Annotated in this window: 20 protein-coding genes and 4 tRNA genes; 15 read left to right on the top strand and 9 right to left on the bottom strand. The window is 38.9% G+C overall.

Annotation, left to right across the window (positions count from 1 at the left end; all coding sequences use genetic code 11):
• Positions 1-69 precede the first annotated feature (69 nt).
• Complete coding sequence (locus AC1EU2_RS02305) at positions 70-1,548, bottom strand: hypothetical protein (protein ID WP_480296387.1); 1,479 nt, start codon at positions 1,546-1,548, stop codon at positions 70-72.
• Positions 1,549-1,828: 280 nt separating this feature from the next.
• Here AC1EU2_RS02305 and yiaY point away from each other — a divergent pair, with 280 nt between their 5' ends.
• The gene (gene yiaY / locus AC1EU2_RS02310) at positions 1,829-2,977 is read left to right on the top strand and encodes an L-threonine dehydrogenase (protein ID WP_480296388.1); all 1,149 of its coding nucleotides are present in this window, start codon (positions 1,829-1,831) and stop codon (positions 2,975-2,977) included.
• A gap of 30 nt (positions 2,978-3,007) precedes the next feature.
• Here the strand turns inward: yiaY and AC1EU2_RS02315 are convergent, their stop codons facing one another.
• On the bottom strand, positions 3,008-3,916 hold the full coding sequence (locus AC1EU2_RS02315; protein WP_480296389.1) for a DMT family transporter: 909 nt from the start codon (positions 3,914-3,916) through the stop codon (positions 3,008-3,010).
• Between the two features lie 122 nt (positions 3,917-4,038).
• Here AC1EU2_RS02315 and AC1EU2_RS02320 point away from each other — a divergent pair, with 122 nt between their 5' ends.
• From AC1EU2_RS02320 to AC1EU2_RS02345, 6 genes are all read left to right on the top strand, one after another.
• Positions 4,039-4,938 carry a LysR family transcriptional regulator gene (locus AC1EU2_RS02320; RefSeq protein WP_480296390.1) on the top strand — a complete coding sequence of 300 codons (900 nt, stop codon included), beginning with the start codon at positions 4,039-4,041 and terminating at the stop codon, positions 4,936-4,938.
• Positions 4,939-5,055: 117 nt separating this feature from the next.
• Positions 5,056-5,131, top strand: a tRNA-Phe gene (locus tag AC1EU2_RS02325).
• A gap of 47 nt (positions 5,132-5,178) precedes the next feature.
• A tRNA-Thr gene (locus tag AC1EU2_RS02330) sits at positions 5,179-5,254 on the top strand.
• 32 nt (positions 5,255-5,286) lie between these two features.
• A tRNA-Phe gene (locus AC1EU2_RS02335) sits at positions 5,287-5,362 on the top strand.
• Positions 5,363-5,394: 32 nt separating this feature from the next.
• A tRNA-Thr gene (locus AC1EU2_RS02340) sits at positions 5,395-5,470 on the top strand.
• 162 nt (positions 5,471-5,632) lie between these two features.
• Positions 5,633-6,190 carry a hypothetical protein gene (locus AC1EU2_RS02345; protein WP_480296391.1) on the top strand — a complete coding sequence of 186 codons (558 nt, stop codon included), beginning with the start codon at positions 5,633-5,635 and terminating at the stop codon, positions 6,188-6,190.
• 27 nt (positions 6,191-6,217) lie between these two features.
• On the opposite strand, the gene AC1EU2_RS02350 is transcribed toward AC1EU2_RS02345, so the two are convergent.
• Positions 6,218-6,742 (bottom strand): NADPH-dependent FMN reductase, encoded by a 525-nt coding sequence (locus tag AC1EU2_RS02350; RefSeq protein WP_480296392.1) that lies wholly within the window; start codon positions 6,740-6,742, stop codon positions 6,218-6,220.
• Between the two features lie 115 nt (positions 6,743-6,857).
• Between AC1EU2_RS02350 and AC1EU2_RS02355 the strand changes: the two genes are divergently transcribed.
• Positions 6,858-7,751: a LysR family transcriptional regulator gene (locus tag AC1EU2_RS02355; RefSeq protein ID WP_480296393.1), complete on the top strand. Its 894-nt coding sequence runs from the start codon at positions 6,858-6,860 to the stop codon at positions 7,749-7,751.
• Between the two features lie 40 nt (positions 7,752-7,791).
• Here the strand turns inward: AC1EU2_RS02355 and AC1EU2_RS02360 are convergent, their stop codons facing one another.
• Together AC1EU2_RS02360 and AC1EU2_RS02365 are read right to left on the bottom strand one after the other, a co-directional pair.
• Positions 7,792-9,084 carry an NAD(P)/FAD-dependent oxidoreductase gene (locus AC1EU2_RS02360; RefSeq protein ID WP_480296394.1) on the bottom strand — a complete coding sequence of 431 codons (1,293 nt, stop codon included), beginning with the start codon at positions 9,082-9,084 and terminating at the stop codon, positions 7,792-7,794.
• Between the two features lie 247 nt (positions 9,085-9,331).
• Complete coding sequence (locus AC1EU2_RS02365; protein WP_129948053.1) at positions 9,332-9,670, bottom strand: P-II family nitrogen regulator; 339 nt, start codon at positions 9,668-9,670, stop codon at positions 9,332-9,334.
• A gap of 224 nt (positions 9,671-9,894) precedes the next feature.
• Here AC1EU2_RS02365 and AC1EU2_RS02370 point away from each other — a divergent pair, with 224 nt between their 5' ends.
• The 4 genes from AC1EU2_RS02370 to AC1EU2_RS02385 all read left to right on the top strand — a co-directional run bounded on the left by AC1EU2_RS02370 (position 9,895) and on the right by AC1EU2_RS02385 (position 12,193).
• Complete coding sequence (locus AC1EU2_RS02370) at positions 9,895-10,410, top strand: GspH/FimT family pseudopilin (RefSeq protein ID WP_480296395.1); 516 nt, start codon at positions 9,895-9,897, stop codon at positions 10,408-10,410.
• A gap of 80 nt (positions 10,411-10,490) precedes the next feature.
• Complete coding sequence (locus AC1EU2_RS02375) at positions 10,491-11,024, top strand: GspH/FimT family pseudopilin (protein ID WP_480296396.1); 534 nt, start codon at positions 10,491-10,493, stop codon at positions 11,022-11,024.
• A 73-nt stretch (positions 11,025-11,097) separates the two neighbouring features.
• The gene (locus AC1EU2_RS02380; protein WP_480296397.1) at positions 11,098-11,577 is read left to right on the top strand and encodes a DUF2947 domain-containing protein; all 480 of its coding nucleotides are present in this window, start codon (positions 11,098-11,100) and stop codon (positions 11,575-11,577) included.
• Between the two features lie 49 nt (positions 11,578-11,626).
• Positions 11,627-12,193 carry a chalcone isomerase family protein gene (locus tag AC1EU2_RS02385; protein WP_480296398.1) on the top strand — a complete coding sequence of 189 codons (567 nt, stop codon included), beginning with the start codon at positions 11,627-11,629 and terminating at the stop codon, positions 12,191-12,193.
• A 47-nt stretch (positions 12,194-12,240) separates the two neighbouring features.
• Here AC1EU2_RS02385 and AC1EU2_RS02390 read toward each other — a convergent pair whose 3' ends face one another.
• A complete protein-coding gene (locus tag AC1EU2_RS02390) occupies positions 12,241-12,861 on the bottom strand; it encodes a TetR/AcrR family transcriptional regulator (RefSeq protein ID WP_480296399.1) in 621 nt (206 codons plus the stop codon).
• A gap of 136 nt (positions 12,862-12,997) precedes the next feature.
• On the opposite strand from AC1EU2_RS02390, the gene AC1EU2_RS02395 reads away from it, so the two are divergent.
• Positions 12,998-14,104, top strand: coding sequence for an efflux RND transporter periplasmic adaptor subunit (locus AC1EU2_RS02395; RefSeq protein ID WP_480296400.1), 1,107 nt, complete (start codon positions 12,998-13,000; stop codon positions 14,102-14,104).
• The gene (locus tag AC1EU2_RS02400; protein ID WP_480296401.1) at positions 14,101-17,187 is read left to right on the top strand and encodes an efflux RND transporter permease subunit; all 3,087 of its coding nucleotides are present in this window, start codon (positions 14,101-14,103) and stop codon (positions 17,185-17,187) included. Before AC1EU2_RS02395 ends, AC1EU2_RS02400 begins: the two co-directional genes overlap by 4 nt.
• A 24-nt stretch (positions 17,188-17,211) precedes the next feature.
• Here the strand turns inward: AC1EU2_RS02400 and hpf are convergent, their stop codons facing one another.
• Both hpf and AC1EU2_RS02410 read right to left on the bottom strand, forming a co-directional pair.
• A complete protein-coding gene (gene hpf, locus AC1EU2_RS02405) occupies positions 17,212-17,568 on the bottom strand; it encodes a ribosome hibernation-promoting factor, HPF/YfiA family (RefSeq protein WP_129948045.1) in 357 nt (118 codons plus the stop codon).
• 170 nt (positions 17,569-17,738) lie between these two features.
• A complete protein-coding gene (locus tag AC1EU2_RS02410; protein ID WP_480296402.1) occupies positions 17,739-17,999 on the bottom strand; it encodes a hypothetical protein in 261 nt (86 codons plus the stop codon).
• Positions 18,000-18,049: 50 nt separating this feature from the next.
• Between AC1EU2_RS02410 and AC1EU2_RS02415 the strand changes: the two genes are divergently transcribed.
• Positions 18,050-18,487, top strand: coding sequence for an OsmC family protein (locus AC1EU2_RS02415; RefSeq protein WP_480296403.1), 438 nt, complete (start codon positions 18,050-18,052; stop codon positions 18,485-18,487).
• A gap of 85 nt (positions 18,488-18,572) precedes the next feature.
• Here AC1EU2_RS02415 and AC1EU2_RS02420 read toward each other — a convergent pair whose 3' ends face one another.
• Positions 18,573-21,809, bottom strand: coding sequence for a S41 family peptidase (locus AC1EU2_RS02420; RefSeq protein ID WP_480296404.1), 3,237 nt, complete (start codon positions 21,807-21,809; stop codon positions 18,573-18,575).
• Positions 21,810-22,291 lie beyond the last annotated feature (482 nt).

The raw sequence follows: 22,291 nt of genomic DNA on the forward strand, positions 1-22,291 counted from the left end.
CATAAAAAGTTAATTTTTATTCATTGCTTGAATCGTACAGATAGCTGTTTTCTTATAAAGCTAAATAGATCAGACCTTAACGAGGTTTATTAAAAATGGAGTTGCGTAAGGCGACTTGGATATATATTGTTTTAAATTCCCTGAAAAGGTTTGAACACTACCGTCATTGTGTATAACCCATTTATCGTTACCTAAGTTTTCAAGAGTTATATAGTGCCTTAAATTAACCTTACCTGAGCCAAGGTAAAAAACAATTGTGTTTATTTTAAAATTTGCAAAAACCTTGTGATGAGAAGTTTCTGCACCTCTTTTTTTTATACCTTTTTCGCTATCAAATTTCTTTCTAAAGCTGACAGGGATACAGTCATTATTACCATACAACAATGCTTGAGCTTCTATTGGTTTTCTTACATCAGGGTAATCAACAAGTCCAATAGCTATTCTTAGAGATATATCACGCTCCAATGGACCACTAGCGATACTTTGAAATAATACAGCATCCAGCTTTTCTATTCTGTCGCCTTTCTTAACTTCGAAAGTAGAAGCCTTATCAGCCAAAACCTCATCGGATAATTCTACAGATAATGATCTTCCTTGTGGGTGAATTAAAAAATAAGCGCCGCCTCCAGATACATCTGACTGAACGGGTTTACCAAACAATTCGGACTGTTCAGATTTAATTTGATACCTCTGTCTTCTGTAGAGTAAGTTTTCGGTTTTATATAACCTGAACAATACACAAAGGCTATCAGCAAAGTCTCTTGAATCATGTTGTTGCTGTAGTTGACTTGAAAACATCAACTTCAGATTATTGTGAGCCGCTTTATCTTCAGCACTCATTGTTTTATAGTTTTTCGATGCCAATGATTGAAGCTCGTTAAAAAAACGATCATATGCTTTGGGTACATCAGATGAACAACCTTGAGACCTTCTGACTTTATAAAATGCATTCAAAAGATTAGAAAATGCTTCAGCTAATGGTTTCACATAAACAGGAACCGCTTTTACATCAATATCTTGATTACCAGGTTCTAGTATTAATTGTTTTAATGCAGCATGAGCAAAACAGCGATTAATGCCACCACTAAATCCAGGAGTTATAGCTACTATATTTTGAGTTTTTCTATCTAGGGTCGATGGGGTTGCTTTGCTTAATTTCTCAGTTTTCTTTCCTAAAATAGATGGAGTAGCTCCTTTTGAGCACTCAACTTTGTGAGTCTCTTTAGCTTTTAATGAAAGTTGTTCAACAACCCATCGTGATAACGCTTTACTTTCAGGTGTTTCGGTAATCACAGTAAAGCCATCTTCCTCGAAAAACGAAAGGAATTGCATACTCACCGTTTGGCCTTTTCCCGTATCTTGGGTATTTTGAACTTGGCATACAAGATACTGTTGTGTTTTTTCAGGTTTACCGCTTTCATTTAAAAAATTAACATTCAGTAATTTTGGGTTGATATGGCTATACTTTGAAAATAGCTCAAACTGACTAGCAGAAGCTCTGTAACCTAAGCTATTTTGATATATATAAAAGTAAAACTGTTGTCTCATCAGGGATGTTAAACTCAAACTTTGGAATTTATTTTAAACTCATTTTTTTAAATAATGATTAATCTTTATTAATGTGATGTAAGCAATGCAACATAAAAATTCCTCGCTGTAAGTCATAAAAAATTATCAAAATTGACCCTTCCGACATTTTTGTTATAAAAAATTTAAAACAACAAAAATTTAGATCTAAATCACTTTATCTAGTTAGTTTCATTGTTAATTTAGTACTCAGTAGAGAATTAGAATTTTAAAAATTAACTTTAAGTTTATAGGAGTGAGCATGGCCGCTAAATTTTTTATCCCATCTGTGAACGTTTTAGGACAAGGCGCTGTAGATGATGCAATTGGTGATATTCAAACTTTAGGTTTTCAACGTGCACTTATCGTAACTGATAAACCATTAGTTGAAATCGGTATTGCTGGCGGTTTAGTTGCTAAACTTGCCGACGTAAGTATTGAAGCCTTCATTTTTGACGGTACTCAACCTAACCCAACAATGGGCAATGTAGAAGCGGGTCTAAAAATCTTAAAAGAAAACGATTGTGATTTCGTTATCTCTCTAGGTGGTGGCTCTCCACATGATTGTGCTAAAGGTATCGCTCTTGTTGCAACTAATGGTGGCAGCATTAAAGATTACGAAGGTGTTGACGTTTCCAAGCAACCTCAACTTCCATTAGTTGCAATCAACACTACTGCTGGTACTGCGAGCGAAATGACTCGTTTCTGCATCATCACTGATGAAGAACGTCATATCAAGATGGCTATCGTTGATAAGAATACTACACCGATCTTATCTGTTAACGACCCAGAATTAATGCTTAAAAAGCCTAAAGCATTGACTGCTGCAACTGGTATGGACGCACTGACTCATGCAATCGAAGCTTACGTTTCTATTGCTGCTAACCCAATCACTGATGCTTGTGCAATCAAAGCGATTGAGCTTATCCGTGACAACTTAGCAACTGCAGTTAAAGACGGTCAAAATGTTGATGCACGTGAACAAATGGCTTACGCACAGTTCTTAGCGGGTATGGCATTCAACAATGCAAGCCTTGGTTATGTACACGCTATGGCGCACCAATTGGGTGGTTTCTACGACCTACCACACGGTGTTTGTAACGCATTACTTCTTCCACATGTTCAAGAGTACAACGCACAAGTTGTTCCTAACTTATTGAAAGATGTTGCTGTTGCAATGGGAGTTGACGTTACTGGTCTAAGTGATGAACAAGGCGCTGCGGCAGCTATTGATGCAATTAAGAGCCTTGCAGCTTCTATCGATATTCCTGCTTCACTTACAGAGCTTGGTGTTCAAGAAAAAGACATCCCAACTCTTGCAGATAACGCACTTAAAGATGCTTGTGGTTTCACTAACCCTAAACAAGCTACTCATGAAGAAATCTGCCAAATCTTCAAAAACGCTCTGTAATTCCATTCAGAGATAAGATTTTCAGGCAGCTTAGGCTGCCTGAATTTTTTTGCGTTTCAATAATCTAACTTTCATATTTGTGCTTAGTAAACCCGAAATAACAATGAGCACAAGCCCTATGCCATAAGCTGGATAAAATGGTTCGTGAAAAAAGACCATTAAATACATCATTGCTAATATCGGCGTAAAATACACAAACGGTGCTAAACAAGAAGCGTCTGATTTTCTCAACGCCCACATCCAAATCAAATCAGTCAAGCCGTTAATTACAGCTCCTACAAATATCACTGAGAACCAATCTAGTCCCTGTGGCCATACGAACCTGGATTTAATTAACACTGCAATAAAAGAGCACAGAGTCGCTACGCTAAAAAACACCACAAATAGGCTTGTTGCTTCAAGCTTTAAGTGTTTCATGCCCAAATTAAATATGGCAAAACAAAGTGCACCTAAAGCTACGAAGCCTAGTAACTTTGGATTTTGTAACGAAAAATCATCCACGCTACCTTTAGAAAGTACGATAACAACAGCACATAAACCTAATGTTGTGGCAATTACCTTTCGCCAGTTAAGACTTTCCTTAAAGAAAAACACCGATAAAAATGACAACATCAGCGGCCATGTATATTGAATGATGATGATATTAATGCCTTTGCCCTCAGAAAAACCCTCATACAAAAACAAATAATATAAAAATGTACCAACAAACCCGACACTGGTCGCCATCAACCAATCTATTTTTCGATACTTGAGAGGCGTAGATAAAGTGCCTTTCCAAAAAGAAACGGCAACAACGGCAATGAGTGAAAAAAGACTCGACCAAAATAAAAATTGAAAATGATCTAATGAGTTGTGACTCAGACGCAAAACACTTGCTGTTGAAGCCCAAACCAACACACAAAAAAGAGCAATTAAAACACCTTGTCTTTGCGCTGTCATTATCACAATCTCATAGCCAAAATAAAGAGAGGCTAAGTGTAGTAACACAAGGCGATATGCGATATTGATATATACTGATTTTTAGTATCATTTTTTGTGAAGTGTTTTACATAGGTGACACAATGGAGTTTAAGCAATTAAAGACATTCAGAACTGCTGCTCGAACAGAAAGCTTTTCAGAGACGGCTGATATTCTTTGCTACGTTCAATCAGCGGTAACAGCTCACATTAAAGCACTGGAAACTGAGCTTAATGTAAAACTCTTTGATCGGCTCGGCAGAAATGTAAAGCTTACTCAAGCAGGCATTCAACTTTATCAATATACGGAACAGTTGTTTAATTTACGTGAACAAGCTGAAACCGCCGTTCGTTCGACTCAAAGCGTCGTTGGCAAACTCAATATCTCAGCTTATGAAACGGTGCTGACTTATCGACTTCCGCCTCTCATTACCGAGTTCAGTAAACAATTTCCTGAAGTAAACCTGTTTGTTAGTTCATTAAATGTAAGAAGACTGTCTGAACAAGTCATCAATCATCAGGTCGACATCGCATTTACTTTAGGTCATGAAGATATTGCTGAGCGGTTTTCAAAATTAGCCTTAAGAAAAGAGCAAATTGTTGTCATTGCAGCACCGGAGCACCCATTAGTAACCCGAAATTCAATAACAGCGGAAGACTTTAAAGGTGAAACCATCCTTCTTACTGAGCAAGGTTGTCAATATAGGAAAAAATTTCTGACGGCTTTGAACGATGTAAAACCGGTACAAATGAAATATTTAGAATTTGTAAGTATTGAAGCAATCAAATCTTGTGTCAGCATGGGACTCGGAATTGCTGCCATTAGTCGAATTTCTGCACAAAAAGACATAGACGCAGGAAAGCTCGCCGTATTAGATTGGGCAGGACCTGACCTTTCTTTAACTTTAAATATGATTTGGAGTAACAATCGCTGGCTATCTCCTGCTGTAAAAACGTTCATAGAGTTATCAAAATCACGTTTATTTAAGCAGATTGAACACTAACTCAACAATCGAAACAATTTTAAAAAAAAGAGCTTGCAGCCCAGAACCTCTCGCTATATTATTTAGCCCGCTTTGAAGGAGACGAGTTAGAAATGACTTGATACAACTTCATCAAATGCCCGAATAGCTCAGTCGGTAGAGCAGAGGATTGAAAATCCTCGTGTCCCTGGTTCGATTCCGGGTTCGGGCACCATTCTTTAATTAAGGCTCTTTTTTATAAAGGTTTTTATTTAAGAATACGCCGACATAGCTCAGTTGGTAGAGCAACTGACTTGTAATCAGTAGGTCCCGAGTTCGACTCTTGGTGTCGGCACCATTTTTACTCTTTTAATTAAGAGCGTTAGATTTGCCCGAATAGCTCAGTCGGTAGAGCAGAGGATTGAAAATCCTCGTGTCCCTGGTTCGATTCCGGGTTCGGGCACCACTCTTCTTTTTATGAAGAGATATATTTGGAATGCCGACATAGCTCAGTTGGTAGAGCAACTGACTTGTAATCAGTAGGTCCCGAGTTCGACTCTTGGTGTCGGCACCATTCCAAATCCTCATTATAATTAAATCTAAAATCCACCAATTATAAATTCTCATTTTATTGATAATTGAAACCCCACAATTAAGCTTTATTCATCATTATTGAAACCGATAAACATTCCATTTTAGAATCTCGCCTCACATTTCATCTCACGAGATTACTTTAATGAAGCTTGTCCAATTTAAAAAGATTTTGAACAAGGCTCCAATATGCGTAGCTATTATTTCAGCTCTTGTACTCAGCGCTTGCGGCGGAAGTAATTCTTCTGCGAAAGACTCAACACCAACGATAAACAAGCCGAACGTTTCCCCAAACAAGAACACCCCCAATCCAAACAATCACTCACTCGTTACAGATTTTACTTGCCCAACAACATCACAGATAAAACAAACTTTCTCTTCTTTTCAATTCGCAGTCCCGAAAGATGAGGGTTATCTAGCTTACGACCTAAGACCCTCGAACAATCTCACTTTGACGTACATAATTGGACTCAGGCTAGCAACAGTGCATGATGAAACTACAGCCAAAAGTGAAGCCGATAAATTTTGGGCAGAAAATAACAGTAACTTTAATGAAGAACCCACCGTCATAAGAAGACCTGACCATAACGGTCATGAAACTCAACTTTGTATATACTCAGGAAGTATCAGCAACATGTCTGAGCCATTACTCTTTGTTTCAGCATTCGATACATCAAAAAAAGCAAACAACTTTAACCTGTAACCCAAAAGTTGTGAATTCATATAAGGCTTAATCAAGAGCTTTGATCGTATCGATTAGCTTTCTATTGAATTCACTATCCGTTACTTTCCCAATTTCAAAATCAAAGTTCTCGTAAAAGCTCGGTAATGAAATAGCACTTAAAACTTCTGCGCCAAAATAATGTGCTGAATTCGCAGCAACAGATAGAACACTATTTGCCCCACCTGGACCTGGTGATGTTGCTAACATGATCACAGGCTTTCCCTGAAACACTTTCATATCGATTCTTGAAGTCCAATCGAACAAGTTTTTATATGCTGCAGTGTACGAGCCATTATGCTCCGCAAATGAAATGATAATGAGATCAGCATTGCCAATCAATTTAAAAAAATCGATGGCTTGTTTTGGAGAACCTAACTCTTTCTCTCTATCTTCACTGAAAATTGGCATTTCAAACTCATTAAGATCCACTACGTTCACTTCAGCGCCTTGTACTAAGTTAGCGGAATACTTTGCCAACGTCTGATTAATAGAATTCCGACTGTTACTTGCGCCAATCGCTAAAACTTTCATTATTTTTTCCTCATAAAGTGAATATGTGAAATACTCTAATCTATTTCCTAATGGTTATTAATATGCCATTTGTGCATAGATAATTTCCATATAACACTTAATAAAGTTAAATAGTATGAAATCAAACTTACTCGATGGGATGGTAACTTTTGCTAATGTTGTTGATAATGGTAGCTTTACATTAGCCGCTCAAAATTGCGGGCATTCGCCCTCTTATATCAGTAAAGAAATTAATAGACTTGAACACAGGCTGGGAGTAAGGCTACTGCAAAGGACCACTCGCACGTTAAAATTGACGCCTGAAGGAGAGCTTTATTATCAAACCTGCAAGCAGATTATCGAAAGTGCCGAAACTGCGCAGTGTGGATTGGAAGGAAAACAAATAGAACCACAAGGCCAGATTAAAATTAGTTGTCCCGTCGGGTTTGGTATTGTTCAATTGAGCCCAATTTTTGCTAATTTTATGAAGGCTTATCCTAAAGTCACCCTAAATGTAGAACTGAATGACAGAAAAGTAGACTTAATTGCAGAGGGTATTGATATTGCAGTTAGAGCAATTCATTCCACAGAAGATTCAAGCTTAATCAGTCGAAAATTTGGTAGTTCATATACCGTAACTGTTGCAGCGCCAAAATATTTACAAGAATATGGTTCACCAAGATGCCCTTCCGAATTAAACCAACACAAAGCTATTACATATAGTAACCACAAAACGCCCAATTCATGGGGTTATACTGACGAAATGAAACACACAATCAAAGCTGAACTTAATAGTGTATTTACTGCGAATAACTTAGATATGGCAATGCAACTTTGCATTGAAGGCGTAGGTATCGCTCGACTCCCAATAGCCCTTGCAGAGCAAGCCATCGCTACGGGGCGTTTAGTGGAGCTATTCAGTCATTTACCAAAGGATAATATCGAACTATGTTTAATTTACCCAAGCCGTAAAAATGTATCTGCAAAAGTCAGAGCTTTCATTGATTTTATGCTAGAGAATTTTAAGTAGTAACTTACCGCTGAGGTAGATTACTACTACTTTGTGGTTGTTAATGTAGCTTAAGCTTAGGTCGATGCCAGCGAAGTAGTTTTTGTGCGAAACGATAAATCAAAGCAGAAAAATACCCGTACAAACTGGATAAGTGACGTTGATAAAGTGACATATACATAAATCGTGCAATGTGCCCCTCAACAAAGAATTCACCAGAGCGCAGACTGCCCATCAAGTTGCCAACTGCAGAGAAGCGGCTTAAAGAAACTAATGAACCATAATCTTTATAAACGAACTCACTCTCTGCTTTGCCTTTAAATTTGTTCACTAAATTTTTATGTAAACGGTGCGCCATTTGATCAGCCGCTTGAGCTCGCGGCGGTGACATTCTTCCATCCTGAAGCTCCATTGCCGCACAATCGCCTATTACATAAACATCTTCAACACCATCTACTTGCATAAAACGGTCAACTTCTATTTGATTCCGCTTGGTTACAGGAAGTTGTGCCAAATTTGCAAAAATTTTAGGGCCCATTACTCCGGCAGCCCATACCTTGATATTGGCGGGTATGAGGTTTCCATCATGAGTAATAAAACCATCTTTAGTCACTTCTTGAACTTGTACGCCAATATGTAATTTAACCCCTATTCTGTCTAGTAAAGACTGGGCTCTAGCACTGATACGTTCAGGTAATTGAGGTAATATTTTGGGTGAAGCTTCGATTAAGTGAACATCTAAGTGACCATCAGAAACGTTGTCATAACCAAAGTCTTTTACTGAGTCGATTACGTGGAATAATTCTGCAGCGAGCTCTACACCTGTTGCTCCAGCGCCGACGATCCCTATACTCAGCTTCTTATCTTCACTTTCACTTAGTTGCAATAAAGCATCCAACAATTTTTGATGGAAAAATTCTGCACTTGGAAGGTTATCAAGAAAAATACAGTGCTCATTGGCACCAGGTGTACCAAAAGTATTTGAAACGCTACCTAACGCTAACACCATAATGTCGTAATCAATATTACGCGATGACAAGAGAAGCTCACCATCTTCAGCGTAAACTGGTGCTAAATCGATTGTCTTATTATTAACATCACAACCCGTAAACTCACCACGAATAAAGCGGTAACCATTTTTAAGGCCATGATCTCGATACAGTAGACCATCGATAGATCGATCAATGGCACCTACTGCAACTTCATGTAATTTGGGTTTCCATAGGTGTACTGGGCTTTTATCAATCAAGCAAATATCAAACTTATCCGTTTTTCCAAGCTTACGTCCTAATCTTGATGCCAAAGCTAAACCACCTGCCCCACCACCTACAATGACAATTTTCTTTACCGTCATAGAAACCTCAAAAGTTACCGATAGGAATACTTTTACCCAACCAAATTGGTCAGACCAAATTACCAATACAATTTAGCATAAAGCGCCGTAAAACATAAGCATAAAGACTTAAACAACTAAAAAACTACATTAATAATAGTTAACAATTGCGAGAAAGAAGTATTAAGTAGACTTTTTAAATGAAAGAGAATAAAAAACCATGGGTGGCCATGGTTTTTATAAGCTAATGAGAAAACACTAAAAATTCTTAAACCGCATCTTCGTTTTCTTCGCCAGTTCGAATACGAATGACTCTTTCAATATCCGTCACGAATATTTTACCATCGCCTATTTTGTTGGTTCTAGCCGTTTCGACTATTGCTTCTAACGCTTGCTCTAACATTTCATCTTGAACAACGATTTCTAATTTTACTTTCGGAAGAAAATCAACCATATATTCAGCACCACGATAAAGCTCCGTATGCCCTTTTTGGCGACCAAAGCCTTTTACTTCCATTACCGTCATACCGCTGATGCCTATCTCAGCCAAAGACTCTCGAACATCATCCAATTTAAATGGTTTGATGATCGCTTCAATTTTCTTCATCGTTTTTCCTCAATGCAACTATTTACACTATTTCAACAACATCCAAGTCTCAGTGTTGTAAGCATAGATTATTTAAACTGCCCTTATTTTAGCCTTTAGCAATTCATTTGCATACAGTGAAATCTGAGATATTAAATTCTATCACTCCTAGTAGAAAGGGATTATTCCCTCAATTTTTTAGATCAGCTAAACTTAATGAATAATTAGGATTCAAGGATGAAACCGTGTTTAAGGTTAAAGGATTTACCTTATTGGAGCTCATGGTGACAATTGCGGTTGCTGCAATACTGCTTGTTATAGGTGCGCCCTCCCTCAATAATTTATATCAGAGCGTCCGAACTGACATGGGTGCTAAGAAGCTTCACCAAACAATTGCTTATGCAAGAGGTCAGGCTGTTTCTTTAGGCCAAAATATCACTGTATGCCATAGAAAGGAAACTAACTGCACGAATGATTGGTCGAAAGGGCTCACTGTCTTTGTTGACCAAAATAGTAATAATATATTCGACGGTGACGATATGGACCTTACTCATACTGAAAACTTTAATGAGCACGACTCCATAAACACCAATCAAACATCCATACAATTTCAGGCAGATGGAATGGCTTTTGGCAATCAAGCTACCGTCGTATATTGCCCGGAAAACTCTACCAGTGTTACACCGAAAAAAGTGGTTGTGGCACCAACAGGAAGAATCAAGATGGAAGATGCAACTTCAGCTGAATGCCCGCAAAACTAACTTAAGCACCAACTAATACTAAAGGATGATTTAAACTAATTATTTATATATACTCGACTTTGTAATTAGGGAGTTTGTCTATGTTGAGTATGAAAGGATTTACATTAGTTGAGTTAATGGTAACGATTGCAGTTGCTTCGATTCTTTTAGTTATTGGCGCACCTTCTCTTACCTCTTTATACGAAACCACCCGAGCAGACCAAAGTATTAGGAAAGTTCAGACCATCATTGCTTATGCTCGTAATCAAGCCATTAGCTATAACCAAGTTATCAATTTGTGTCCTCAAGCCAACAATGTATGTGGAAATGATTGGAAAACGGGAATCCAAGTTTTTCGACCTGCACAAGGTGGACAAGATTTAGCACAATTGCGCTATATAGAAGCCTTCAATGATAGCGATTTAATTAAGTTCGGCTTCAATCAACTTCAATTTACGCCCGATGGAAGAGTAAGTTTTCTTGCTAATGGAGCAGAAAATACAGACACTTTCTCTGCAACACTTTCTTATTGCCCGAGTGACAAAAATAATGAACACTCACAATCTATTACCATTGACTCTGGTGGTGGTACTCATATCACAAAGTCTGGTGTAAATTGTAACACCTCCTCCTAAACCATCTACTGGTTAGAAATATCAATAAACAGTATACTAGCGCCAATTAACGATAGTATTGCGAGACACTTTTTTGAACCTTTCATATATTCCTTTAGATGAATATCGTCGTAAATGGATCTTTAATCACAATGAAATTCCAGTGTGTGATGAAGACAAAGACGCTATTAAGCCTTTGACTGAAAAAAGCGCAATGCAAATTTGGAACAAGCTCATCAGTAATAAGAGCATTAGACCCGATCTTATATCAAAAGGTGATTGGGCAGCCAGAAGTAACAGCTGGAAAAAAGAAGGATTGTGGCAAGCAGCATGGGACAGCGAAGAACCTCAACTTCCTGAACCAATAGCTGAATCAATCGAATGGAATGATGACACCCAAGTCTTTTTTTGTTATGAAAAGTATCAAGTTATAGAAACTACATGGGAAGTCTTCAAACGAAATTGGAAGTGTTTCCTTTTCTTTGATGATGGCCCATTTCTTATTTCTTCAACTGAAAAACAAGCCATTTGGTTCCAACAAAATGGCGAATTTCAACTAGGGATCAGAAGTTAGACTAAACTCATGGAAGTTATTTTAGTTTTAATCAATTTATGAGGTAGTTATGAAACTTCTATCAAAATTGCTATTAATCACAATAGTACTTTTTGGCAGTCAAGCTATTGCAAAAGATATGAAAGTATCTGGTGTTTCTGTAGCCGACAACCTGAATATCGAAAGTAAGCCAATGTTACTTAACGGTAGTGGCGTAAGAAGTAAGTTCTTTTTCGATCTTTACGTAGGCAGCTTATACCTTTCAAACAAAACGAAAGATGCAAATAAAGCCATGAACGAAAAGTTTGCAGCTATTCGTTTAAATATCATCTCAGGCTTGATCACAAAAGACAAAATGCAGGAAGCTATCGTCGAGGGCTTTGAGCATTCGACCCATGACAATGTAAAGCCGATACAGCCCCAGATTGATGAATTTATGTCTCTATTTGATACAGGCATCAAAGAAGGTGATCAATTTACTTTCGTGTTTCATAAAGGGGTGGGGGTTACTGCATATAAAAACATGAATAAGTTAACTGACATTAAAAACGAAACGTTTCGAAAAGCGTTAATTGCCATTTGGCTCGGCGACAAGCCAGCACAAAGAAGCTTAAAAAAAGATATGCTTGCTCAGTGAATAAATCGTTTAATACAAGGCACCCATTAGCGTGCCTTGTATTTTAACTACACTTTATGTGCCTTTAAAAACAATCTTGCTGATTCAGCAATAAACTCTGACCGCATTTCTACAAGGTTTCCAGTCTCTAAACCAAGTTCTAATCTCACTTTCAACTCACCAAACAACATCGAACACAGTCTAATTGCGCTATCTCTGCAATTTCCGAAATGATATAAACCAATTTGCTCGACTTTAATGAAATACTCTTCAAGCATATTAAAGATGTGCGTTGGTCCTGCGTCATAAAACATTCTGGATAATTCAGGATGACTATCTGAATTTGCAATACAAGCCTTATATGCCGTAATAGCTTCGTGGCTTACTATCATCTCACCAAATTTATGCGCAAACTCAGTAATACATCGCTCTGCATCTTCTGGATCATTCAACAAACGGCCAGATAACTGATGCGCTAAGCAACGAGATTCAATTGCTGCAACGAATAAATCATCTTTAGAACCAAAGTGGGAGTAGACCGTTTGCTTTGACACTCCAGCAATTTTTGCGACTTCATCCATACTGGTATGCGGAAAACCGTGCTCACAAAATAATTGGATCGCTGCGGTTAAGATATTTAAACGCTTTTGTTCACTCTTAGAAAGTACAACTTTTTCACTCATGTTCATTTTCTTGTAAAACATTTCTGTTGAATTAAAGCACAGAATAGACTGGACAGTCTAGTTTTAAGCCTCTAAACTACAATTCTAGACTAGACAGTCTAGTTTGATGTGGAATATACCAACTAAAGCTTAGGATAACTTCATGGACGACATAACTACTTTCATAAGAAAAATTATTGCCAGCTACATTATATTAGTCATGATTTCTGCCTGCTCAAAGCCTAACGTTGAGAGTAAAACATCAAAAACGCCTTCAGTAGAAGCAATAGAAATTAAAGTTCAACCTAACTATTTTGTGCAGCGTACATTTATAGGTTCATCAGAATCCCTCAATAATTCAAGACTCGGATTTGAATTGGCAGGCAAGATTACTTATCTTTATGCCGACTTAGGTGACAACGTTTTAAAAGATCAAAAATTAGCCACACTAGACACTGCCTTGTTACAGAATCAAAAGTCTCAGGTTGGCGCTGCAATGAACCGAGTACAGCAGCAGTTGAATTTAGCGATACGTACTTTACGACGAAGTGAAACAATGAGCGAATCATCATTTGTTTCCGCACAAATCATTGATGAACAGCAAACGCAAGTATCCCAGTTAAAAGCTCAACTAAATGAGTTGTCCGCAAAACAACTATCCTTAGATATACAAATTGATAAATCAAACATAATTGCCCCTTTTAACGGCCAAGTTACAAAGAGATATCAATCAATAGGTGATAATATATCAGCAGGTCATCCTGTTTTTCAGCTAAACCAATCAGAACAACATCAAGCAATTATTGATGTACCTTCTCAACACTTATCCATATTCAATATTGGTAAGTCGTACTCTATCGAAATACAAGGTACTGAGCATAAAGGAAAGCTAATCTCTATCACCAAACAGCTCAACCAACAAACGCAAACCCACCAACTTAGATTTCAGCTACCACCAATCAACAATCATAAGCCAAATTCAATTGCTATTTTAACTGTCCATCAAACTGTGGTATCGGAAGGTGCATGGGTGCCTAACTCAGCATTGATAGATGGAATGAGGGGGCTATGGAATATTTTTGTTCTTCAGCCCGATGCAAGCGGCCAACTACAAGTCACTAAGCGTAATGTAGAAGTGATTCATACGTCTGAAAACCGATCTTTTGTTACTGGTGCTTTTAAAAACAAAGAGCTACTGATGTCTAAAGGCACGCACAAAGTCGCTCCAGAGCAATACGTTACTGCCTCTCATATAACGGAGGCAAAATGATTCGCGCGTTTATTGAAAATGCTCGCTTAAGTGCACTCATCATCGCACTTATTTTAGTTGCTGGATTAGGGGCGCTAAGTAACTTACCTCGCGCGGAAGACCCAACCGTGACCAACCGCTTTGCGAGCGTGGTAACACATTATCCGGGAGCATCAGCTGAACGAGTTGAGGCTTTAGTTTCTGACGTACTCGAAAACCAACTTAGAAGGCTTGAAGAATTAAAAAGGATCTCTTCGACATCACGTCCTGGCATTTCAGTTATCCAACTTGAACTCAAAGACAACGTCATGAAAACGGATCCGGTTTGGTCCAGAGCAAGAGATTTAGTTGCAGACAGCACACCGTTACTTCCTCAGAATACCAGTCGCCCTACCCTTGACGATCAGGTTGGTTTTGCGAGTACGGTCGTTTTAGGGGTCACTTGGAATAGCGACACTGAACCAAGAATCGACTTCATGAATCGCTACGCTAAAGAGCTACAAAGTCGAATTAGGCTTATTACAGGCACTGACTTTGTGAAACTCTATGGCGAGCCTCAAGAAGAAGTGTTAGTCACGCTTGATAAAAATAATTTAGCCGCTTTAAAAGTGACGCCTTCGAATATTGCTCAGCAAATTCAAGCCGCTGACAGTAAAGTCTCCGCAGGTGAGATCAATAACCAAACACTTAAGGCAACGATAGAAGTAAGTGGTGAGTTGGACTCTTTAAAACGCATCAAACAACTGCCTATAAACATTGGTGCCGACAAACCCATCATCAAGTTACAAGATATTGCCGACATTAAAAAACAGGTAAAAAAGCCAGAGCAAAGTATTGCGCTGATTAATGGTCAGCAAGGTATTATGGTTGCAGTCACAATGCTAGATAATGTTCGCATCGATAAGTGGCAGCAGAAAGTAAAAGTGGCCGTTGACAACCTAAGTAAAGAGTTACCTTCTAATGTCAAAATCGACTGGCTATTTGAGCAGCAAAGTTATACTGAAATCCGATTAGGTGAACTGGCAATCAACCTATTACAAGGTTTTGTACTGATTCTAATCGTACTCATGATCACACTTGGCAAGCGAAACGCAATAATCGTAGCCGCAGCACTTCCATTAACGGCTCTATTTACACTAGCTTGTATGAAGTTAGTGAATTTACCTATTCATCAAATGTCTGTTACAGGGTTAGTTGTCGCTCTCGGAATCATGGTCGATAACGCCATTGTCATCGTCGATGCAATCAGCCAGAAAAGACAGCAAGGACAAGGTCGATTACAAGCGGTAACAGAGAGCCTTAAGCACCTCTGGCTACCATTAGCTGGCTCAACCATCACGACTATTTTAGCCTTCACCCCTATTGTATTAATGCCCGGCCCTGCTGGTGAGTTCGTAGGTGGCATTGCAATCTCCGTCATTTTTGCCTTAATTGGCTCGTACATTATTTCACATACATTGATTGCCGGATTCGCAGGTCGATTCAGTGGCGGTAAAGATAAAAAATCGTGGAGCAGCCAAGGTATTTCAACACCGTGGTTGTCTGACAAGTTTTCTCGCTTGCTTTCGCTGGTATTAACAAGACCACTTGCTTCAACAGTTATTATTGGTGCACTGCCCATTTTAGGGTTTGTTGCAGCGTCTAAACTGACTGAACAGTTTTTCCCACCATCAGACAGGGATATGTTTCATATCGAAGTATTTTTATCTCCACAATCCAGTCTCGATAATACGCTCTCTACAGTAAAAGCAATGCATCGCTTCCTTGGTGAAACTCAAGGAGTGAAAAAAGTTGATTGGATGGTCGGTGACAATACACCCTCGTTTTATTACAACATGACACAACGTCAACAAGGTGCTGCAAATTATGCACAAGCAATGGTTAAAACATCCCACTTTGATGTAGCAAATGCACTCATTCCGCAATTACAAAAACAATTAGATAATAAGTTTACAGAAGCTCAAGTACTTGTCAGAAAATTAGAACAAGGGCCTCCATTTAACGCCCCAGTTGAATTCAGAGTTTATGGTTCAGATTTAGAGAAGCTGCACCTGATTGGTGACAAAATCAGGCAACGGTTGAACCAGTCTGATTTAGTCACTCACTCGAGAACAACACTATTTTCTGGGGCTCCAAAAGTTTGGGTGAATGCTAACGAGAATATCGTTAGCAAAATAGGACTAAGCCTCACAGATATAGCCAGACAAATTGAAATGTCGACGACGGGTATTTTAAGTGGGAGTGTACTAGAACAAACCGAATCACTGCCTGTTCGAGTCCGACTTACTGATGAATTCCATCAATCTCCCGATAAGCTGAATGACATCCAAATCATTTCATCAGATGGTGCTCGCATTCCGCTTTCGGCAATCAGTACCCAAGAATTCAAAGTGAGTCGAGGAGCCATAACTAGACGAAACGGACAAAGAGTGAATACCATTGAAGCCTATGTTCATTCTGGTGTCTTACCCGCAAAAGTGTTAACTGAAGTCATGGAGGACATCAATTCAATTTCATTGCCTGCTGGCTATAATATTGAGGTTGGCGGTGAAAGTGCAAAACGAAACGAAGCTGTAGGTAAATTGCTTTCAAGCGTTGCGCTCGTCATGGCATTACTGATTACTGTTGTTGTTTTATCTTTTAATTCATTTAGGTTAACGGCAATTATTTTATTAAGCGCAATTCAATCGGCGGGACTAGGTTTATTGGCCATTTACATTTTTGATTTTGCCTTTGGCTTTAATGTCATTATTGGATTATTGGGCTTAATGGGATTAGCCATTAATGCAGCCATTGTTATTATCGCAGAGCTGGAATCATCTGAACTTCCAAGAGAAGGAAATGATAAAGCCATCATAAGAGACGTAAGCAGCTGCACTCGCCATATTAGCTCCACAACCATCACTACAATCGGTGGTTTTTTACCGTTAATTCTCGCAGGAGGTGGATTTTGGCCTCCATTTGCAACGGCTATTGCAGGCGGTACTCTTTTAACAACATTGATTTCGTTACTGTGGGTGCCAGCAGTTTATAAGCTGATAATGAGACCTAGAAAAGTCAGTTTACTTGATGAAGAACATAACCATAGTGCCGCCGAAGCTTAAATCGGCGGCCAACTCGCTTAATGATCAGGTGAGTTCCATCTCTTGGATAGTTTCATAAGCAATTTCTGGACTTGTGCATTTTGGCTTTTCGTGTCTATCTGCTTTCAAATGACCTTTTCTATGTTTTAACGCAGCATCAAGACGCTTTCCGGCTTCTGTAATTGCAGGAAACATAACTTCGTTTGAACCCGAAGCTGAGATAGCAGCTCCTTCGTAATTCGTTCTTATTTCTACTTCAAACTTATGATGCTCTTTAGCAATGGTAACGTCGAGTGAAATGAGTGATGGAAAATGATTGGCTATTTTGGCAAATTTTTCGTCTATGAATTGTCTTACGTTGTCAGTGACATCAACGTGATGACCAGATAAATTTATTTTCATATATTTTCCTTATGCTGTAACTCATTGATGTAGCCAAATGAGAAAGTTTGCACTTTCAATAAAATAACTCATGACAAAAAAATTATTGGTTAATGTCAAAAGGCATTTTAACGGCATGAACGGTTTTTATATCACTCCCGCATAATTTAAGAAGTGATCTTGATCACTAGTTAATCTTTCGCTCCTAAAAGTCTTCCTAAAAATACGCTTAACCCTATCTTTGTTCGGATTTTCTCAGCCCACTTGATACCGAAGCCTAATCCTAAAGCAGCGCCTATAGACATTGTTTCAATCAATAGGCCATTACTATCACCTATCACAGCACCTATAATACCGCCGAGTAACGTTGGAGATATAGCTACGCCACACCAAAGAAGAGATAAAACAAAATATTCTATAAACTTCATAAATATCCTTATTTTTCCGTCCATAATGTTATACCGTTAAGTGAACCAATTTTGCAAGTAATAAGGTAATAACAATGAGTTTTCATACTTATATTCAATGGAATAAACAAATTAAAGAGGATGGTGAGTTCAGTCGTGATCACACAATAACTTATGGGAGTGGTCAAAAAGTTAATGCCTCTTCAGCTCCTGAATATAAGGGAAATGATACGTTTGTGAATCCTGAAGAAAGTTTACTTGCAGCATTATCTTCCTGTCATATGCTGACATTTCTCGCTATTGCTCATTTAAAACGCTTACCCGTCGAAAGCTACGAAGACAATGCCAGCGCAACGTTAAGTAAATTAGACTCAGGGAAGCTGGCAGTCACTGAAATGACACTTTCTCCCAAAATAAAATTTATAGAAGGTGTTGAAGTAGACGAAGAAACCATTCAAAAAATTCATGACAAAGCTCACGCTAACTGTTTCATCGCAAACAGTATTACCTCAAAAGTCACGATTAATCGTTAAGTTTCAATCAGTATTGCAACTTCTTTTATGAAAAAGGCCAAAGTATCACTTTGGCCTTCTTTAATATCGGGTTAATGAGTCTTCATTACTTATCTAAAATATCATCGGCCTTTCCTGTTCCAGGCAAGGGCATGGCATTTAGTTCAGCTCTTGGCTCTTTCGCCATAGCTTTCTTTAAGTAATCAATCGCTTTGTTTAACTGCGCATCGTCACCTTTAAATGTTGCTACCGGAAGGTTATCAACTTTGATATCCGGTTCAACACCATGGCCCTCAACAATCCAGCGGCCATCCATTGCATATTGTGGATACTCAGCAACTCGTGCCATACCATTATCAGAAAGACGGTTACGTCCAGATAGCCAAACTCCTGCACCTGCGGTTTGATTACCTATCACTGGCGCTAACTTTAATGCTTTAACCCCTGAGGTGAAAGTTTCACCATCCGAATAGGTAAGTTGATCAGCCAGTACTACCAGCTTACCTCTAAAGGTTTGTTGCATATTAGTACTGGCATCACCATGCGTGGGTTTCCAAAATGCCCACGCTTTACGCAGTAGTTTTTCTATAACCCAGCTATCAATGTTGCCACCACGATTACGGCGTACATCAATGATCAAACCATCTTTGTCATAGTTTGCATAAAACTCTCTGGCAAAGTTTGCCATGTCGTTACCGCCCATCGCATAAAGATGTAGATAACCAACTTTATTGTCTGTGGCCTTTTCTACTTTGGTCTCATTAGTCTCAACCCAGTCTTGATAACGCATCTTTGAGTTCACACCAGCGCTCACCGGTTTAACAACGGTAAACAACTCTTTCTCACCACGTTTTAAGGTTAACAATACTTGCTTACCTTTTTGATTACGCAGCAATTGATTTACGTCAGCAACATTACCCACAGGGTTTTGATTGATGGCAACAATGACATCGCCTTCTTCTGCATTCACACCTTGACGCTTCAATGGTGATGCCATATCTGGCAATTCAGGATCATTTTTGTAAATATCAGCAATAACAACACCGTGCTGAGTTTGCTTTAACCAAGCACCTAAGTTGGCTGCTTGAGATTTCTCAGAGTTTTTAGCGATATCTCCACCACGAACTTGTGAGTGTAATGAATCAAGCTCGGCCATCATTTGCTTGAAGACATCATTAAGTTCACTGCGATCTGTCACTCTATCGACCAATTTTTGATATTTAGCTTTGGCTTTCTTCCAATCAACACCACGCATGTTTTTATCAAAAAATTGATCACGATGCATCAACCACGCATCGTTAAAGATCTGTTGCCATTCATCTTTAGGATCGATAGCAAAAGTCCAATCTTTAATCTGCACAGTATTCTTGCTGGCATCTTTAGGCATTTTTGTAACAGTATCTACTATCACTAAAGATTTATTCGCATTCTGTACAATCAGCTTTTTACGATCAGACGAAACATCATAGCCACGAATGCCTTTAGCTACAGTGTCAACTTTTGGCTTAGCATCACCGAATGAAACAAACTTAAGATCTTTGTCTTGTTTGAAGTAAAGCCCTTTATCAGTAACATTCAAGTCAACAAAGTCGCCCGCCTTTACAGGTACTTGCCATAAGCGTGCATTGAGGCCAATCCAATCGACTTTCGTTGAGGCATCATCAGATTTATTAGGCTTTTGAGTTAATTCTGTTTTCTCTGCAAACGGAAACGTTGCGCTTTTATCTAAGGCAATAGCATAAATGAAGGCACGATCATTAAATTCAGCACCTAAATTCCTGTCCCCCCATGGGGAGCCATTCGCTAATTTAAATGAACGATTTGACAGGAAATACAACCACTTTCCGTCAGAACTAAAGCTCGGAGAAAACGACTCATATTTATCAGTGGTAAGAGTGACGGCTTTATTTTCAGCTAATGAATATAAAACTACCTGTGAACGAAGCTTACCTATCTCGGCTTTAGTTACCGCAAGAAACTCATCATCTGCTGACCATCGCACATCGGCGTAAGGACCTAAGCCTTGCCCATGAGTCATTACTTTCTTATTTTTGCCCGTTTTGGTATCGAACAACCACAGATTACCATCATAATCATCATTCGCTAGGTAACGGCCATTGTGAGATTGCACTAGGCTCATGCGTTGAGTGTGACCATCAAAAGTCATCTGCTTACTTTTACGGCTACCATTTGCTGCAAAGCGCCAAATCTCTTGTTCACCTGAAGCATCAGAAATCGCATAAACCCACTTACCATCTTCGCTCAATACACCATTTCGGCTACGGCTATGCTCAGGTGACGTCACGTTTATGGTTCTTCGATGATCAGTTGTCGCAATACCAATATGGCCACGAGCCGTAATCACTAATTTATCACCGTCAGATGAAACATTTGCGGAAGTCATATAATTAAGCGGTTTTTTCACCCACTTTTCACGCTGATGAGGTGAATCAGATATCAAATTAATGTCTAAGGTTTTGGCTTTACTTGACTCAATATCAAACAAAACGATATCAGCACCATGTTGATATACTACTTTGCCTTTATCTAAACTTGCAGCTCTGATCGGAAAGTCTTTGTAGTGAGTGTGTTGCCATAAATCATGTCCTTCTGTCGACATCGACCATAAATTATCCGTGCCACCTTTATCACTGATAAAATACACTCGGTTATCCCAATACATCGGCTGCCTCACCGAGCCTTGTTCCACTTTAGTTAGCTTTGTCGCTTCTTTATTGCTGCCAATCTTATATCGCCAAATTTCACCAACGGCTCCGCCTCGATAAACACGAGCATTATCCCCTGTCGTTTGTAAACCAAATCGAGTGAAATAGACGTTTTGGTCTTTATCATCAACACTGCCTTCAACGGCATCGGCTAACGGTAGATCTTTGGTCACTAAAGAATCAGGGTTAACTAGGCGTAATACCCAAAAATTTGCAGGACCATGAGCATTATCCGTTGAATATAAAACTTGCCCTTGCTCAGTCCAACCTTGCAGACGTACTCGGCTGTTTTCAAATGTGACTCGCTTGGCAATACCACCTTTTGTCGGCATTACATAGACTTCTTGTGTACCATCATAATCAGCAAGATAAGCGACCCACTGACCATCTTTTGATATTGACGCATCAATTTCTTGTGAAGGAATACTGGTTAAACGGCTTGCAGTGTGCTGAGACAGGTTTTGCGTCCATAAATCTCCCTCTGCGGTAAAGATAAGTTGATTATTGTGTAATGTCGGCGATCTATAATAGCCATGATGGTCATTCGCCATCACATTAAAAGAGCTGGTTACTCCCAACGCTAATAATACGCTGGCCATGCAAGAGGTGAGTTTCATTGTTTGACTTCCTGTTTTTATAGTTTTTCGAAAGTATCAAATTATTCAGGAAGTTTCAGGAGGAAATTTTAAGAAAATGTGTTTTGTTTTTTCTGATAAAACAAAACACACAAAAGTGGTGAGCTTTTGTATGTGCTCTTGTATTCCACTGTTACTCTTTTATTTATTCTATTGGTTAGCGTGATTAATACTCAAAACTTCTACGAAGTTTTTAACGTCGTAGGCTTTCTGCCCACACCCGAGGAAGAAGGGAGTTCACCAGCAAACTCCCCTCTTCCATCTCCCCATGCCGCCCAGCAAAGTTAGGCGTTATTCGTCTTACAGCAAAAATATTCTAACGTTTCCGATGGTACATCCATGTACCTCGGAAACTAGCGCAGCTTCCCTGCTGCGCTTACGATATTTTCACTGACAACTCATAACAACTTTGCCATGGGGAATCACCGTAGCCTTTAAAGGTTTTGAAAAATTAATATTGTGGT

The sequence above is a fragment of the Parashewanella sp. 2304DJ23-3 genome, assembly GCF_056591695.1.